We start from the raw sequence: 14665 nt of genomic DNA on the forward strand, positions 1-14665 counted from the left end.
CTGTGCAGAAAAATCGCAAGAAATACTAAAAACACCGCCCAATTAAAGCTGGGCGGTGCCGCGGTAAATCATGTATTCATAAAGGAACCGCCATTGACATGAAGTGTCTGTCCTGTCATATAAGACGATTCGTCAGAAGCCAGCAGTACAAAGCAGCCGACATGCTCTACAGGCTGTCCTGGTCTTCCCATTGGGGTTTCTGCCCCGAAACTTTCCACACTGTCTTCATCAAATGTAGATGGAATGAGCGGCGTCCAAATTGGACCTGGCGCTACACCGTTCACTCGAATCCCATCTTTCACAAGCGATTGTGCCATAGAACGCGTAAAGCCGTTAATGGCTCCTTTTGTCGCCGTATAATCAATCAGCACTGGGTTACCCCGATATGGGTTAATGGATGTTGTATTAATGATTGAGCTTCCCGGTTTTAAATAATCCAGTGCCTTTTTCGTAAAATAGAAATAGGAATAGAAGTTGGTTCTGAAGGTTTGGTGAAGCTGTTCACTAGAAATATCTTGAATACGTTCTTGCGGATGCTGTTCAGCCGCATTATTCACTAAAATGTCTAATTGACCAAAGGCTTCAACTGTTTTTTCTACTGCTTTCTCGCAGAAGGCTTCGTCACCGACATCTCCTGCAATCGTTAAGCATTTGACGCCTTCCTGTTCTACACGTTTTTGCGTATCCTCTGCATCCTCATGTTCATTTAAATACACAATGGCGACATGTGCACCTTCTTTTGCATAGGCAACAGATACCGCCCGTCCGATTCCACTATCTCCGCCTGTAATCAGTGCCACTTTTCCTTTTAGCTTGCCAGAACCTTGATATGATTCATCCTCAAAGATCGGTGCTGGATTCATTTCTCTTTCACTGCCTGGCTGCTGATCCTGCGTTTGGCGCGGAATGCCATTTGTTAAATATTTACGTAAATCCATGTGTAAGCTCCTCCTTGATTTGTTGATGTATCCTTTCATTACCACCTCATTTTTTCACTCAAACATCATAAAGCTGTACAGATGTGTTCCCGAAAATCAGCATGTTTAAAGAGGAGAAAAATCGGTTACATGATCATCAAAAAGGAGCGTTCTCACATGCTGTCTACTATTTCGAAAACCTTTAGCAGACCAAAAGGCTGGCTCGGAAGCATCGCTGGATTCATTATGGCAAATGAAAACAAAGCATTGAATCAGTGGGCCATTCGCCACTTAGATTTGACAGATGGTGAAAACATTTTGGAAATTGGCTATGGACCCGGCTACAGTATCAAACATATGCTCAAGCATTATCAAGACCTTCACATTGATGGGCTGGATGCTTCTTCCACCATGCAGGAGCAAGCACAGTCCCGCGTCAGCAAACGAGCAAAAGACAAACAGGTCCGGCTGTATGTCGGAAAAATTGAGAAAACACGCCTTCCCGGAGAGCAATATGACAAAGTGCTGTCTGTTAACAATTTTACGATTTGGGATGATCCAAAGACGGGCTTACTCAATCTTTATCACACCTTGAAACCAGGCGGTACTCTCGTTATTGTGATGCAGCCAAGAGAAAAAGGAGCTGACGCCAAGCGGACAAAAGAGATGGGTGAAAATATATTAAATGACATACAGTTTGCAGGGTTTGACCAATTTTCTATTGAGTATGAAGAAATTCGTCCTACCCTTGCTGTCTGTGTCACAGCAAAAAAGCCGAGAAGCGAATAAGCTCTCGGCCTTTTTCTTACCACTTTGCCTCTTTGACAAATTGATAGAAAAGCTGATGTAATTTCTGTTCAATGTCTTCCTTTGTTCCTTGTCCATAAAGCGCCATGCTTTCTTCACTTTCAATGATGGATGAACTGATCAGACTAAACATTTCTGACCCTTCCTTGCCAAGCTCTTGCGGCGCCAGCATCATGAGCATTCGTGACATCTGCTGCTGCCCGCCATCCATGCTTTTAACCTCGTATGCCTGATCAAGATCATAAATATGAAAGATCGGTTCCTTGATGAATGCATGCTTTAAATGATAAAGAGCAAATTCGGTACCAGGTATGCCTAATCCGCCTTGCTGTTCACGTTCCAGAAGGCCGCCCGCCACATCATCCGCATGTATGATAAACCCTTCCTCTTCAAGCTGACGAAGCAGCTGACTGATGGTTTCATCATGCTGCGGCATCGTCTTTCTTTTTTCGATGGTAAAATGGGACAGGATGCTGCGAATCACAAACATATAATTCGTCACCTGCTCTGCAACCGCCATCATATCAACGGTTTCTTGCACCAATTCTTCGGGAGGTTCTTTTGTTCTTTTTTTCTCGATGATATAAGGAATCTTCCGTTTAATATGAGCCTTCACACGCATGGCATCATCCTCGTTTAAAAGCGGGCTGACCATAATGTAATCGATATGCTCATATGGGATCGGAACGGTCGAGACAATCATGTCATAGCTCGATGCATCGATTTCCTTTAGCTCCATCAAGGAGGATAGATCGAACTTGGCGATCTCCGGCAATTCTTTTTTCAACCGGGAGGCGAGCATTTTCGAGGAACCAATCCCGCTTGAGCAAACAACCAGCGCATGAATTTTTGTTTCTTCTTTTTTGATTTCAAGCACTGACCCAAAGTGAAGCACAATAAAGGCAATTTCATCCTCTGGAAATTCAATCTCTGGAAAGAAACGCTCGACTCCTTCTTCAATCGCCATAAACAGCAAAAAGTAGTCTTTTTTAATTTGTTGTGTGAGCGGATTATAGATTCTCATTTTTTCCTTTAGACGGTTCATGGCAGGTTCGAGATGAGACACGAGCCCCTCATACAATGAATCATTTTCATTGAGATGATAGCCGGTTTTATTTGAAATAAAATCAATGAGCTTTTTCGTTCTCAGCGCTATATCCAGCTCAATTTCATCAATACGGTATTCAGTCTGAAAGCTGCGATTTGCGCTGCGAAGGTGGATGGTCATATATCCGACCTCCGCTTCAGGAATCTCCACATTAAACATGCGTTCAAGCGCTCTTGCCATTCGAAGTGATGATTCAAATTCCTTCGTCCGCTTTAATTCCAGCAGCTCTTCCTCTTCCATTCGAATGGTTTCCCCAAGCTGAATACGTTCGATGGCATAGGTTAAATGAACAACAAGTGCAATATAAGCACTATCCGATAAGGAGAGTGACAGTCGATCTTTCAAATGAAAGAGCAGTCTTTCTACCTTAAGCAGCTGTCCTCTGCTGACAACGCCAAACACCTTTTCCGTCGCTTTCGTCCGATGTTTGATATTCATTTCAATCGTTTCTAAAAACAATTGAATGTCGAGCCGGTCGACAATGAGATTGCCGACAATTTTCCGTTTTGCTTCCTCCGGCCCTTTTAATTCAATGCCGTACCCGCGCTTACGGATAAGCTGCAAACCGTATGGAGCAATCCACTCCGTCAGTTCATCTAAATCATAGCTGATCGTCGCATTTGTTACCTGCAAGTCAGCTGCGAGTGTGTATAATTTCACCGGTTCCTTCGCTTCAAGCAGCGCACATAGGATTAAGAGCTTTCGTTCATCCGAGCTATATTCAATTTGATCCTCATTTGACATATGAGCAAGAAGCCGCTGTTTATCCTCCTGTTCGCCGACTGCCTTCAAGCCTTTCCCTGGCTGTTTATCTAATGAAAGATGATAATCTTTCATTATTGGTTTAATGGATTTTAGTTCTCTATGGATCGTTCTAGTACTTACCTGAACAGAATCGGCTATCTCACGAATGGTGACATAACGATTTTGCTGAATGATGTATTTAATGACTTTCTGTTCTCGTGCCGTTATGTACATGAAATGCCTCCTTCTGTATAAATAGGTCTATTGTCACACCTTAATATAAAACGCTTTCAATGAGCGATGCAATCTTAAGTTGATCTGAATTTGGCACAGCGGCTGTGACAAAATATAAACAAGGGATCATCAGACACTTCTCCAAAATGAAGGTCCATAATCCTTTTGATGAAATTGAACCTTTTGTTTTTGAAAAGGCAGTGAACCTCCGGCTTTTAAAGAATAAGCTGGATTGTATACTGGAGAGCCAAAGCAATAATCGATTGTGCCTTCTTCCGGGCGGAACATGACGGTTCGCATCGTTCCAAACAGCTCCTCATAATTGTGCACAGCCAGACCATCAGGATATTCTGTCTGGAACAGTTTCACAAGAGAATCACTTGAGCGTTGTTCTTTTAAAGCTTCCATTAACATATCGTATCTGACAACAGAATGATGTTTGGTCATCCCTTTTGCTGTTTGATCAGCAACCGGATGATTCGTTGCGGCAATATAACCTGTCTCCGGTCTTCTCACCCTTTTTTGACCATCAATAATTTCAATCACAGCCGCCTCTCCTTTTCGATCGGCAAGCATGATATGAACATTTGAGGCAACGGGCATTTCCTCGATAGAGCGAATGGCTTCCTCGACCGTTTGACAGGATTCCAGAACAGAGCGAATCACATGATACACCTGCAGACCGGCGACTGCTGGAGGCTTTAAACCGGGTTCATTACCAACTGGCGGACCGCAAGCAGAGAAAGTCACAGCAAGACCATACTCATTCATCCCATCAGATCTGCCAAACAAGAGCAGTGACGAGCCTGTATGATATGCCGAGCCTTTTACATGTGTCGTCACAAGACGCATATCATCAAAAATCGGGGAGAAATCATAGTTACGCAGCATGACCGTTTGTTGACCTGCCGCCATATTCCCCTGCCTCACGCAGTGGGAACAGCCCGGCTGAAGGTGAGATGAATAGAAAAAGGTCAAATAACGCTCATCTAATTGCAATTCATCACAAAATCCAGCAATCTCTTCATCTAACTGAGGAAGATAAGGACGCATCAGCTGCTTCGTTTCCTTCACAGCCTCCTTACTTGCCGGTTCTATGCGAATATATTGTGTCTGTAACAATGGATTCTCCTTAAGCCAGGCAGCCTGCTGTTTTCCCACTTCATAAGCCGTTCCAGTCATCTCTTGAAAATATGCACTGATCTCCTCCATGCCTGCACACCTCTTTCGCCTTCGTTTCTTTTATCATATCGAAACCTTCATTTAATGAAAAGGATGAAAAAAACTGCAATCCCACGGATTACAGCTGTTTACAGTATTGTTGAAACAATGCTTCTGCCATTGCTTCATACCCCTTAGGATTCGGATGAAATTGATCAATCGATAAATAGGCTCTTTCATTTCCTTCAAACGCTCGATACACATCCACAACTTCTACATGCGGATTCGCAGCAAGCAAACGAAGTTGTTGATTATATTGCTGAAGCCACCGCCCGGCTATTGGTATTTGCGGAAATGGATTATATAAATTCATGAAATACACGTAGTAGGGCTGATGCTGCCCTCTTTTGATCTGAGCGATTTCTTGAATCATCTTGCTAAAATTCGCCTGGCAATGCATGACCGCTTGCAGCAGTTTCTTTTCATCTTCACTTTCTTCATACTGCTGAACAGCTTGAACAAGGTCAATCCCACAGCCTGTGATGGTGATGATGTCAGCTGACGCAATCGAACGTCTCACCTCTGACCGTTTGAAGAGCTGTAAAATCTGCTCGGTCGTTAACCCTGATTTTGCAAATACGGACAGCTCGACTGGTGCATGCGTCTTTTTTTCAAGCATCCACCAAAACCGCTGAACAAATCCACCGCCAAATAAACGTGCCCCCACCCCAACTGTTAAGGAATCTCCAATCGCAACATAGGATCGTCCCACTCTTATCCCTCACTCTCTCCTGCCTTCTCTTATATATACGAATTCGGAGAACAGATGCTTGTAGCAGATGACTTAGGGGCATCCATCTTTTTTTGAGATGCAGCGCCTTTACAAACTCTTTACTTGCGATATCGAACGATTTTTTGTTCAATAAGAGTAGGCTTTTTGCGCTGAAAACTGCGTGTTTACGCGTTCCAGAAAAATTTACAAACTTTTTATCTTGATTTCGAGACTTTATACCTTGACTTCAAACTACATTGTGATTACAATGAAAATATCAGTTTTCATGTAACTGTGCTTGTTACATCTTTTTCATAGCATTCCAATATGATTAAAGATGCCACATATTCAGTGTATCTTTGGGATACACTAAAAAAAATCACTGAAACAGAAAGGATTGAATGAACATGGCAAAAGTTTTATACATCACTGCACATCCGCATGATGAAACAGTTTCTTACAGTATGGCTACTGCTAAGGCATTTATCGAATCTTATAAGGAAGCAAATCCAAGTGACGAGGTTGTACATATCGATTTGTACAAAGAAAACATTCCTCACATTGATGCAGATGTATTCGCTGGCTGGGGCAAGCTGCAATCTGGTGCTGGCTTCGATACACTTTCAGCTGAAGAGCAAGCGAAAGTTGCTCGCCTAAACGAATTAAGTGATCAATTCGTTTCTGCTGACAAATATGTATTTGTTTCACCACTTTGGAACTTCTCATTCCCACCAGTTCTTAAAGCATACATCGACTCTGTTGCTGTAGCTGGTAAAACATTCAAATACACTGAGCAAGGTCCTGTTGGATTACTAACAGACAAAAAAGCTCTTCACATCCAAGCACGTGGCGGATACTACTCTGAAGGTCCTGCTGCTGAACTTGAAGCAGGTCACCGTTACCTTGGTACAATCGCTAGCTTCTTCGGAATTCCTTCTTTCGAAGGTCTTATCGTTGAAGGCCACAATGCTGAGCCTGCGAAAGCAGAGCAAATTAAAGCAGATGCAATCGAACGTGCGAAAGCTTTAGGAAAAACTTTCTAATAACTGCACGCAAAAAGCCAATGATCTTTACGGTCATTGGCTTTTTATTTATTCGAAAGAAAAGCCTAATTCTCTCGAAATATCACTGGCGGCTTTTTTCACCTGTTTAATTAAGTAAGGCAGGCGTTCTTTTTGATAGCCTGCTTCAAATCCTGCGATGCTAATACCTGCTGCTACTTCCCCCAGATGATTGAAAATAGGGGCTCCAATCGCAGCTGTATAGTTTTCAAGCTCAGAATAGCTTAGCGTATATCCCCGCGCATTTGATTCTTCCAGCATGTTTCTTAGAACCTCTTTATCTGTGATGGTCCCAATTCCGATCTTCCCCAGCTCAATTGAGTCAATATAGGCAAGTCTTTCGTTCTCTGGCAAAAAGGAAAGAATACTTCTCGCACAGGCACCTGCATATAGGGGAGACCGTCTGCCAACGGCGGTGTAGAGACGAACAGGCTGCGTACCTTCAATCTTTTCCACATAAATGGCTTCGTCGCCCTCACGAACAATGAGCTGTACAGCTTCTCCTACTTCATCCCGTAAGCTTTCCATAAATGGTCTTGCAATCTTCCGAATATCAAGGCGGTCCGCCACAAGCTGACCGTATTCAAGAAACATTAAGCCTAATCGATAAACACCTGTTTCTTGCTTTTCTAACAGCCCCATATCAGCTAAAGAGCTCGCCATGCGATGGACAGATGTTTTCGGCATACCGGAAAGCTCAATCATTTCATTTAATGTTAATTGATCGTGAGCGATAAACAGCCGCAAAATCTCCATTGATTTCACAACCGTTTTATTTGTGTTTTGCATCTTCTTCACCTTTTCTAGACGAGAATGCTTCCAGCTTGATTCTTGCGGCAAGCTCCCTCAGTTCTGCTTCTTGCTTAAATAACGCCTGCTCTGCCTCCCGATGATCTATTTGTTCAAAATACAGCTTTGCCCCAGGCATTGCTTGTGCAATAAGCGGCAAATCAACAGTCGCTACTTCTCCAATACGCGGGTATCCACCTGTCGTCTGCCGATCTGCCAGCAGAATAATCGGCTGGCCATCGGGAGGGATTTGAATAGATCCAAAGGCGACCGCTTCTGAGATCAATTCCAGCTTTTCTTTTAAATAAACCGGCTCCCCCTTCAGCCGGCAGCCCATACGATCTGATTGGGGTGTGACCTGATAAGGCTGCTCAAAAAAAGCGGTTTGAGATGTTTCTTGAAAAAAAGAAAGATGCCTGCCTGCCAGCACGCGAATCACTGGCGATTTCCGCAGCGGCAAAAAATGAGCATGACTCACTGTCCAATCGGGTGCGCCATATCCCGCCTGATTCACTTTATTTTTTAGCCTATCAAACAAATGATCCGCTACGATAGACGGCTCTCCAATGGACAGAATGTCTCCTTTTTCAAGCGGTCGTCCTTTCAGTCCACCGATTCCCGCTCTGACATAAGTGCTTTTGCTCTGCATGACTGGTTCCACATCAAATCCACCTGCCACAGCAAGATAAACGCGGCAGCCTCTCTTACAAAGACCAAAGGTGATCGTGCTTCCTGATTGTACAAAGAGCGGCTTCCATAATGGTGCCCGCTCTCCGTCAATATCAATCTCAACATCAGCACCAGTGACTGCAATGAGCTGATCCTTCTCACATGTCAACACAGGCCCCGGCCCCATCAACGTCACTTCCAGCACGGCTTCGTTTTCTTGGTTGCCGGTGAGAATGTTGGCAATTCTAAGTGAGAGCGGGTCCATGCCGCCGCTCGTTAAGACGCCATACTTTTGATAGCCTTGCCTCCCTTTATCTTGAATGGTTGTGTACATCCCTGGCTTGATGACATGAATACTCAACGTTCTGCCTCCTTCATGCTGAAAAATTCCTTTTCAGACATTTGGACAAATCTGACCTCGTCCCCTGCTTTCAATAAACTCGGAATTTCCTCGTCTGGGCGAAAAAGCGGCAGCGGGGTTTGTCCAATGAGCTGCCAGCCCCCGGGTGTAGAAATTGGATAAACGCCTGTCTGCTTTCCTGCAATACCAACAGAGCCTTTTGGAATGGACATTCTTGGTGTTTCTCTGCGTGGTGCTGCGATCTTTTCAGACAGCCCGCCTAAAAACGGAAACCCTGGGGCAAATCCAATCATATAGACAAGATACGTGCCGGCAGTGTGAATACGCACGACTTCCTCTGGCGTTAAATCATTGATACGGGCAACCTCTTCTAAATCAGGGCCCAGCGCTCCCCCGTAACAGACTGGAATGTCAACGATGCGGCGCTTTACCTGAACTCCCTCCTGCCATTTGTCTTCAAGAAGTTGTTCAATATAGCCTTTGACCCATTCATACGGAGACAGGTCATGTGTTTGAAGCTGGGCCGATTGATGAACGGTATAAGGCTCGTAAAAAACAGTCACGTTTGTAAAGGCTTGAACCGCTTCTACATATCCTTCAAATGGGTGCTGTTCAATACATGCAAACAGCCGCTCAACACGTGCATGAATCTCCTCACGTATGTCAGCCCCAGCTTGGATGACGATCGCTGCATCTCCCAGCGGGTGGTAGGTGATAGAATCTTTTATCGTTGAAAAAGCCACTTGAGGACACCTCTCTTTCTACAGTACACCTAGCTTTTGATCTCTTCGATCTGTGATGAACATATGCCCGGGTGCATGAGTGATCGCAATGTCGGGTTTTGTATGCATGACAATGGCTTGCGGCGTCACACCACATGCCCAAAACACCGGGACTTCTCCTTCTTTGATCACAGATGGCTCTCCAAAGTCAGGCTGACCTACATCGGAAATGCCAATCACCGCTGGGTCCCCTATATGGATCGGTCCGCCATGGACTGATGGAAATCGAGATGTCACTTGAACACTTCTTGTGACTTGATGCGCCGGAATGGGTCTCATGCTGACCACCATCGGGCCATGAAAGACTCCTGCTTTTTCACAAGCTATATTCGTTTGATACATGGGTACGTTATGACCGTCTTCAATATGGCGGACAGGAATGTCATTCAGCATAAGCGCGTGCTCAAACGTAAAACTGCATCCAATGAGAAAGGCAATCATATCATCCTCCCAATAAGCAGAGATATCTGTAACCTCTTCTTCAAGAATCCCTTTTCGGTAAATACGGTACTTAGGAAAGTCCGTACGAATATCCGCTTGAGGCGCCGACCGTCTTGGCACTGGATCACCTGGGTCCAGTACATCAAGCAAGGGACACGCAGCTGGATTCCGCTGACAAAATAAAAGAAAATCAAAGGCAAGTTCCTTTTTGACAATCATTAAATTGGCTTGAGCAAACCCTTCTGCAAAGCCAGCCGTTGGTCCTGTGATCTTTTTTTCGCGGATCAATTCTCTCATCTGTGATGGCTCATATGTTTGATAGACATTCATCTGAATCAGCTCCATAGTTTAGGGATTTCATTAATGATGGTATAGCCGCCCATCATCGCCATAATGACCACAACAAATGCACCAGTCACTGTCAAAAAGAATGGATGGCGGTAATCGCCGACAATGTCTTTCTTATAGGCCGCAACGAGTAATGTGCCAAGGGCGAGCGGCAAAATCAATGCATTGATCGCTCCAACTAATATCAAGATGTTCACTGGTCTTCCGATCGTAATAAAACAAAGGGTCGAGAGGGCAATAAAGCCAATGATGATACCACGCTGGTTTTGCTCAATTTTTGGTGAGAAGGTTTTAAAGAAGGAAACAGATGTGTATGCTGCTCCAATGACGGATGTAATCGCCGCAGCCCACATAATAATCCCGAACATTTTATATCCGATATTTCCTGAAGCTAATTGAAAAACAGAGGCAGGCGGGTTGGATGGATCTATCTGCAAGCCTTTTGAGACAACTCCTAATGTGGCAAGAAAGAGTGCTACACGCATGACAGATGTAATTAAAACACCGAAAATAGAGCTTTTCGTCACTTGCGGCAGTGCTTCCTTCCCCTTAATACCTGCATCCAGCAAGCGATGCCCGCCAGCAAAGACGATATAGCCGCCTACCGTTCCGCCCACAAGTGTCACAATGGATAAAATATCAATCGTCTCTGGGACAAATGTTCTCACGGCTGCTTCTCCAACTGGCGGTGCTGTTGAAATCGCCACATACAGCATCAGGCCAATCATCACAAAGCCTGCTACTTGCGTAAAACGGTCCATCGCTTTCCCAGCCTCTTTGATCACAAAGATGAGAATGGCAATCACAGCGCTGATCCCTGCGCCAATTCGCGGATCGACGCCGAAGATCACCTGAAAACCAAGACCAGCCCCAGCGATATTTCCGATGTTAAAGGCAAGTCCTCCAATGACAATCAAAAAGGCCAGCACATACCCGAGACCCGGGAGCACCATATTAGCTATATCCTGACCTCGTTTTTCTGACACGGCAATGATGCGCCATACATTTGTTTGTGCAAAAATATCTAATAAAATCGAGATTAAAATGACAAAACCAAAGCTAGCCGCAAGCTGCTGTGTGAAGACGGTTGTTTGTGTTAAAAATCCCGGTCCGATCGCAGACGTCGCCATTAAAAAGGCTGCGCCCATCAGCATAGACCGATTCCCCTTTGGTGCCTTCATGTGTTTGACTTTCTCTGTTTTCATGCTGTTTCCCCCTTTGATGACGATTTTTATTGAAAAGCCTTGAGATGAATACCGGCTTCTTTTAGCTTCGCTGTAATGGTTTTCGCAAATTGAAGCGCATGGCTGCCGTCTCCGTGAATGCAGACCGTATCTGCTTTGAGCTCGATATCTTCTCCTTGAACTGTACGAACCTTGCCTTCTCGCACCATACGAACAACCTGCTGGACGGCCCGTTCATCCTCTTCAATGAGTGCATGTGGTTCGCGGCGGGATGTCAGCGTCCCGTCTGTTTGATACGTCCGATCAGAAAAAACTTCATGTGCCACTTGCAGACCTATTCGTTCACCTGCTAACGCAAGTTCACTGCCTGACAGACCAAATAACACAAGGTTTGGGTCCACATCATACACAGCCTTCGCAATAGATTCAGATAATTCAGTATTTTTAGCTGCCATGTTGTAGAGGGCGCCGTGTGGTTTGACATGCTGCATCGTGCCTCCCTCTGCCTTGAGAAAGGCTGATAGAGCGCCAATTTGATAGATGACAAGATCATAGGCTTCCTCTGCGGAGATAGCCATTGGACGTCTGCCAAAGCCGGCCAAATCTTGCAAACCTGGATGTGCACCAATTTTGACCCCTTTACCCAGTGCCATTCTGACCGTCTTTCTCATGACCGTTGGATCTCCTGCATGAAAACCGCAAGCAATGTTGGCTGAAGTAACATATTCTAAGATTTGTTCGTCTGCACCGATTGTGTATTGACCAAAGCTTTCTCCCAAATCACAGTTGATATCCACTTGATACATAGAACCCCTCCTTGTTGTTCCGAAATACGGAATGTAAAGTCCGAATATTCGAATTTATATTGATTATACCAACTTTGGATAGACTGCACATGAAATTGGAAGAAAACATAACAATAGAACTAGGAGAAAACAAAAAAAGCGAGAGGCAAAGTCCTCTCACTTTTTCTTGTAATGAAGTGCACCCTATTTAGACAGCACCCAATGTTGGATGGCTTTTGCAACGCCGTGTTCTGTGTTAGGAGCCGTAATCCAATCAGCCGCCTCTTTCACCACTTCCTGGGCATTTCCCATCGCAATGCCTAATCCGGCTTCTTGAATCATGGCCATATCATTGAGGCTGTCGCCAAGTGACATGACGTTGTCCATCGTACAGCCAATGCGTTCTGCTACTTTTGCAAGAGCTGCCGCTTTGTTAATGCCGGCTGCATTAACTTCGATATTCGTTGGACTTGAGTTTGTGATCTCTAGATGCTTATTTGTTTTCAATGTATTGAGTACTTCCTCACGAATGTCATCATCATGAATATCAAAGCCAAACTTCAGCCATTCATGGTCATGAATTCGTTCTGGGAATTCACCTCTCCACACCTTATCCACAGTCGAAGCCCAGTAATCGGTTTCGTACCTATTTTTTAAATCCCACATCATTTGGACGTGATCAGGATGCAGCAGATCTCTTTCGATCAACTGGAAGTTTGAATCCCAGATCTCACTTCCGTTTGCTGTCACGAGGTAAGACGATAACTTGAGCGGCTCAACCAGCTCTCGGCATGTCATCAGTGTCCGCCCTGTGCTAATGACCACATGGACCCCTTTTGCTTCAGCTTCTTTAATGGCTTGTTTATTTTCCTCTGGAATGATGTGCTCACTGTTTAACAGCGTGCCATCCATATCAATGGCAATCAATCGGATGTCTTTCTTATGAGCTTGTGTTGACAAATTGAGTACCCCACTTTGTATCGATTTTTGAAACTATCTTTATTTTAATATAAAGATGAAGCTGGCACAAAGGGACGAGTTTGATCCCATAGAAAAAAGACCTTGTGACAGGTCTTTTCACATGTGCTTAGCGTTCACACGCAATGCCGTCTTTGTCGCGGTCAAGCCGCATATTTTTTTGATAAAGTGCTTTTGATACATATGGCTTGTACTTTGTTTTTCCGCCTTTGTTTTTCGTGTTTTTGCTTTTTGCTACGCCGCCTTTATATACCTTGTTCAGCGCTTTGCAGTTTTTGTAAGACTTGACCGTTTTTGCATCTGCTGTGTGGGTGTCGACTTGTGACAGCCACCATGATTTTTTTCAACATGTAAGATCCCCCTATTTTTTCTATTTTTACATTTTTATCATATGTCACCACTTTTTGTTTTTCAAGACGATCGAGCTAAATATTTTGATTTTTTTGGAATGAAATAAACCTTATATCCTATATGGTACAATGAGTGGGAAACCTTTCCGTTTTTGACACGTATATGAAGAGAGGAGTTTTTCACATGAAAATGAAATATACCATTTTATATGTAAACGATGTGGAGGCGAGTATTCATTTCTATCAACAAGTACTTGGTTTTCCAATAAAATTGAGGGTTGAATCCTATGTTGAGTTTGACACTGGAGACGTGACGTTATCGATTAATTCACGCCAGGATGTCAAAGAGGCACTGGGATTGCCTGTCCCTGAAGCAAATCAAGCGTCTCAAACGTTTGAGATTGGCTTTGTTGTGGATGATGTGGATCAAACGATTGCATCAATGAAAGAAAAAGGGGTACCGATCATCATAGAACCTGCAAAAAAACCATGGGGTCAAACGGTCGCTTATGTGTCTGATCCTGATGGTCATTTCATTGAAATATGTGATGCGGTCTCCTGATTGTCTTTGAAGGGAGTGAACCAGAATGAGAAAAAAACATGCCTTTTTCGCCGGTGTTTGCTCAATGATTGTGATTTGCAGCGCCGCTATGATGTTGCAGCACCTTGAATGGATTGGGTTTGTCAGCGGCGGAATCTCTATTATTGGGGTCGTGATGTCTGGGGTGCTAATGGGTGCTTGGACAAGTGGAGAAGAGACACGAGCAGCCTATCATTCTGAAACAAAAGAACACCGCATGTGGCGTCTTGATATGGCTTTTCTTGTGATCATTTTTGCACTTCCGCACATGGCTGCTTCGGTCTTTTATGTTTTGATGTAAACACTTGTTAAAAGGAGTTAGCAATATGGCTGTTTTTATGCTATTCATTGTATTTGGCTTTCCTATTATCTCTGTGCTGATTGGCATTTTGGGTGCGCTCTTTTTGAAGAATGTTTGGATGCCCACTTTGATTGTGCTGTTAGCGAGCATGATCTTCATGTTCACCTCTATTGGCGGGAATGTATCCTTTCTCATTTGGGTTATTGTCTATACCGTTTTTACGTTCCTTGCTGGATGGATCACAAAGCGGCTCAGCGTGTAGACAAACCCTCGCATTCGGTGTCAGGTCTGCG

General features: G+C 44.2%; 17 protein-coding genes. 5 read left to right on the top strand and 12 right to left on the bottom strand.

Translation table 11 applies throughout. The annotated features are described in order from the left end of the window. Positions 1-68: 68 nt before the first annotated feature. Positions 69-938, bottom strand: a complete 870-nt coding sequence (locus tag NSS92_RS12080; protein ID WP_098677280.1) for an SDR family oxidoreductase — start codon at positions 936-938, stop codon at positions 69-71. Positions 939-1067: 129 nt separating this feature from the next. On the opposite strand from NSS92_RS12080, the gene NSS92_RS12085 reads away from it, so the two are divergent. Then, positions 1068-1706, top strand: a complete 639-nt coding sequence (locus NSS92_RS12085) for a class I SAM-dependent methyltransferase (RefSeq protein WP_263639930.1) — start codon at positions 1068-1070, stop codon at positions 1704-1706. Positions 1707-1722: 16 nt separating this feature from the next. Here NSS92_RS12085 and NSS92_RS12090 read toward each other — a convergent pair whose 3' ends face one another. From NSS92_RS12090 to NSS92_RS12100, 3 genes are all read right to left on the bottom strand, one after another. Then, the gene (locus tag NSS92_RS12090) at positions 1723-3810 is read right to left on the bottom strand and encodes a BglG family transcription antiterminator (RefSeq protein ID WP_340868224.1); all 2088 of its coding nucleotides are present in this window, start codon (positions 3808-3810) and stop codon (positions 1723-1725) included. 129 nt (positions 3811-3939) lie between these two features. Further along, positions 3940-5022: a C45 family peptidase gene (locus NSS92_RS12095; RefSeq protein WP_340868227.1), complete on the bottom strand. Its 1083-nt coding sequence runs from the start codon at positions 5020-5022 to the stop codon at positions 3940-3942. An 88-nt stretch (positions 5023-5110) separates the two neighbouring features. Beyond that, positions 5111-5743: a GDSL-type esterase/lipase family protein gene (locus NSS92_RS12100; protein ID WP_340868229.1), complete on the bottom strand. Its 633-nt coding sequence runs from the start codon at positions 5741-5743 to the stop codon at positions 5111-5113. Positions 5744-6150: 407 nt separating this feature from the next. Here NSS92_RS12100 and NSS92_RS12105 point away from each other — a divergent pair, with 407 nt between their 5' ends. Beyond that, positions 6151-6786 (top strand): FMN-dependent NADH-azoreductase, encoded by a 636-nt coding sequence (locus NSS92_RS12105; RefSeq protein WP_034283819.1) that lies wholly within the window; start codon positions 6151-6153, stop codon positions 6784-6786. Positions 6787-6834: 48 nt separating this feature from the next. Here NSS92_RS12105 and NSS92_RS12110 read toward each other — a convergent pair whose 3' ends face one another. The 8 genes from NSS92_RS12110 to NSS92_RS12145 form a co-directional block, all read right to left on the bottom strand. Beyond that, positions 6835-7593 (bottom strand): IclR family transcriptional regulator, encoded by a 759-nt coding sequence (locus tag NSS92_RS12110; RefSeq protein ID WP_267587681.1) that lies wholly within the window; start codon positions 7591-7593, stop codon positions 6835-6837. After that, positions 7577-8623: a 5-oxoprolinase subunit C family protein gene (locus tag NSS92_RS12115; RefSeq protein ID WP_324290917.1), complete on the bottom strand. Its 1047-nt coding sequence runs from the start codon at positions 8621-8623 to the stop codon at positions 7577-7579. Before NSS92_RS12115 ends, NSS92_RS12110 begins: the two co-directional genes overlap by 17 nt. After that, a complete protein-coding gene (pxpB, locus tag NSS92_RS12120; protein ID WP_267587682.1) occupies positions 8620-9366 on the bottom strand; it encodes a 5-oxoprolinase subunit PxpB in 747 nt (248 codons plus the stop codon). Before pxpB ends, NSS92_RS12115 begins: the two co-directional genes overlap by 4 nt. An 18-nt stretch (positions 9367-9384) precedes the next feature. Next, positions 9385-10176, bottom strand: coding sequence for a putative hydro-lyase (locus NSS92_RS12125; protein ID WP_267587683.1), 792 nt, complete (start codon positions 10174-10176; stop codon positions 9385-9387). Positions 10177-10181: 5 nt separating this feature from the next. Next, the gene (locus NSS92_RS12130; RefSeq protein WP_267587684.1) at positions 10182-11399 is read right to left on the bottom strand and encodes an NRAMP family divalent metal transporter; all 1218 of its coding nucleotides are present in this window, start codon (positions 11397-11399) and stop codon (positions 10182-10184) included. Between the two features lie 26 nt (positions 11400-11425). After that, complete coding sequence (locus NSS92_RS12135) at positions 11426-12184, bottom strand: LamB/YcsF family protein (RefSeq protein WP_041089118.1); 759 nt, start codon at positions 12182-12184, stop codon at positions 11426-11428. Positions 12185-12367: 183 nt separating this feature from the next. Beyond that, positions 12368-13123 (bottom strand): Cof-type HAD-IIB family hydrolase, encoded by a 756-nt coding sequence (locus NSS92_RS12140; RefSeq protein ID WP_340868241.1) that lies wholly within the window; start codon positions 13121-13123, stop codon positions 12368-12370. Positions 13124-13250: 127 nt separating this feature from the next. Further along, positions 13251-13469, bottom strand: coding sequence for an excalibur calcium-binding domain-containing protein (locus tag NSS92_RS12145; RefSeq protein WP_340870005.1), 219 nt, complete (start codon positions 13467-13469; stop codon positions 13251-13253). Between the two features lie 206 nt (positions 13470-13675). On the opposite strand from NSS92_RS12145, the gene NSS92_RS12150 reads away from it, so the two are divergent. The 3 genes from NSS92_RS12150 to NSS92_RS12160 are packed head-to-tail and all read left to right on the top strand — an operon-like array spanning position 13676 to position 14634. Further along, positions 13676-14053 (top strand): VOC family protein, encoded by a 378-nt coding sequence (locus tag NSS92_RS12150; RefSeq protein ID WP_340868243.1) that lies wholly within the window; start codon positions 13676-13678, stop codon positions 14051-14053. A gap of 25 nt (positions 14054-14078) precedes the next feature. After that, the gene (locus NSS92_RS12155; RefSeq protein ID WP_267587685.1) at positions 14079-14372 is read left to right on the top strand and encodes a DUF5316 family protein; all 294 of its coding nucleotides are present in this window, start codon (positions 14079-14081) and stop codon (positions 14370-14372) included. A 25-nt stretch (positions 14373-14397) separates the two neighbouring features. After that, on the top strand, positions 14398-14634 hold the full coding sequence (locus NSS92_RS12160) for a DUF2651 family protein (protein WP_340868245.1): 237 nt from the start codon (positions 14398-14400) through the stop codon (positions 14632-14634). Positions 14635-14665 lie beyond the last annotated feature (31 nt).

The organism is Bacillus sp. FSL M8-0166 (genome assembly GCF_038008825.1).
GTDB classification, from domain to species: domain Bacteria; phylum Bacillota; class Bacilli; order Bacillales; family Bacillaceae; genus Bacillus; species Bacillus safensis.

Bases quoted from the DNA above. Each gene is read 5' to 3' on its own strand.
- NSS92_RS12130 (WP_267587684.1), bottom strand. From the start codon at position 11,399: ATGAAAACAGAGAAAGTCAAACACATGAAGGCACCAAAGGGGAATCGG.
- NSS92_RS12125 (WP_267587683.1), bottom strand. From the start codon at position 10,176: ATGAATGTCTATCAAACATATGAGCCATCACAGATGAGAGAATTGATC.
- NSS92_RS12160 (WP_340868245.1), top strand. From the start codon at position 14,398: ATGGCTGTTTTTATGCTATTCATTGTATTTGGCTTTCCTATTATCTCT.
- NSS92_RS12080 (WP_098677280.1), bottom strand. From the start codon at position 938: ATGGATTTACGTAAATATTTAACAAATGGCATTCCGCGCCAAACGCAG.
- NSS92_RS12105 (WP_034283819.1), top strand. From the start codon at position 6,151: ATGGCAAAAGTTTTATACATCACTGCACATCCGCATGATGAAACAGTT.
- NSS92_RS12135 (WP_041089118.1), bottom strand. From the start codon at position 12,184: ATGTATCAAGTGGATATCAACTGTGATTTGGGAGAAAGCTTTGGTCAA.
- NSS92_RS12090 (WP_340868224.1), bottom strand. From the start codon at position 3,810: ATGTACATAACGGCACGAGAACAGAAAGTCATTAAATACATCATTCAG.
- NSS92_RS12085 (WP_263639930.1), top strand. From the start codon at position 1,068: ATGATCATCAAAAAGGAGCGTTCTCACATGCTGTCTACTATTTCGAAA.
- NSS92_RS12110 (WP_267587681.1), bottom strand. From the start codon at position 7,593: ATGCAAAACACAAATAAAACGGTTGTGAAATCAATGGAGATTTTGCGG.
- NSS92_RS12095 (WP_340868227.1), bottom strand. From the start codon at position 5,022: ATGGAGGAGATCAGTGCATATTTTCAAGAGATGACTGGAACGGCTTAT.
- NSS92_RS12150 (WP_340868243.1), top strand. From the start codon at position 13,676: ATGAAAATGAAATATACCATTTTATATGTAAACGATGTGGAGGCGAGT.
- NSS92_RS12155 (WP_267587685.1), top strand. From the start codon at position 14,079: ATGAGAAAAAAACATGCCTTTTTCGCCGGTGTTTGCTCAATGATTGTG.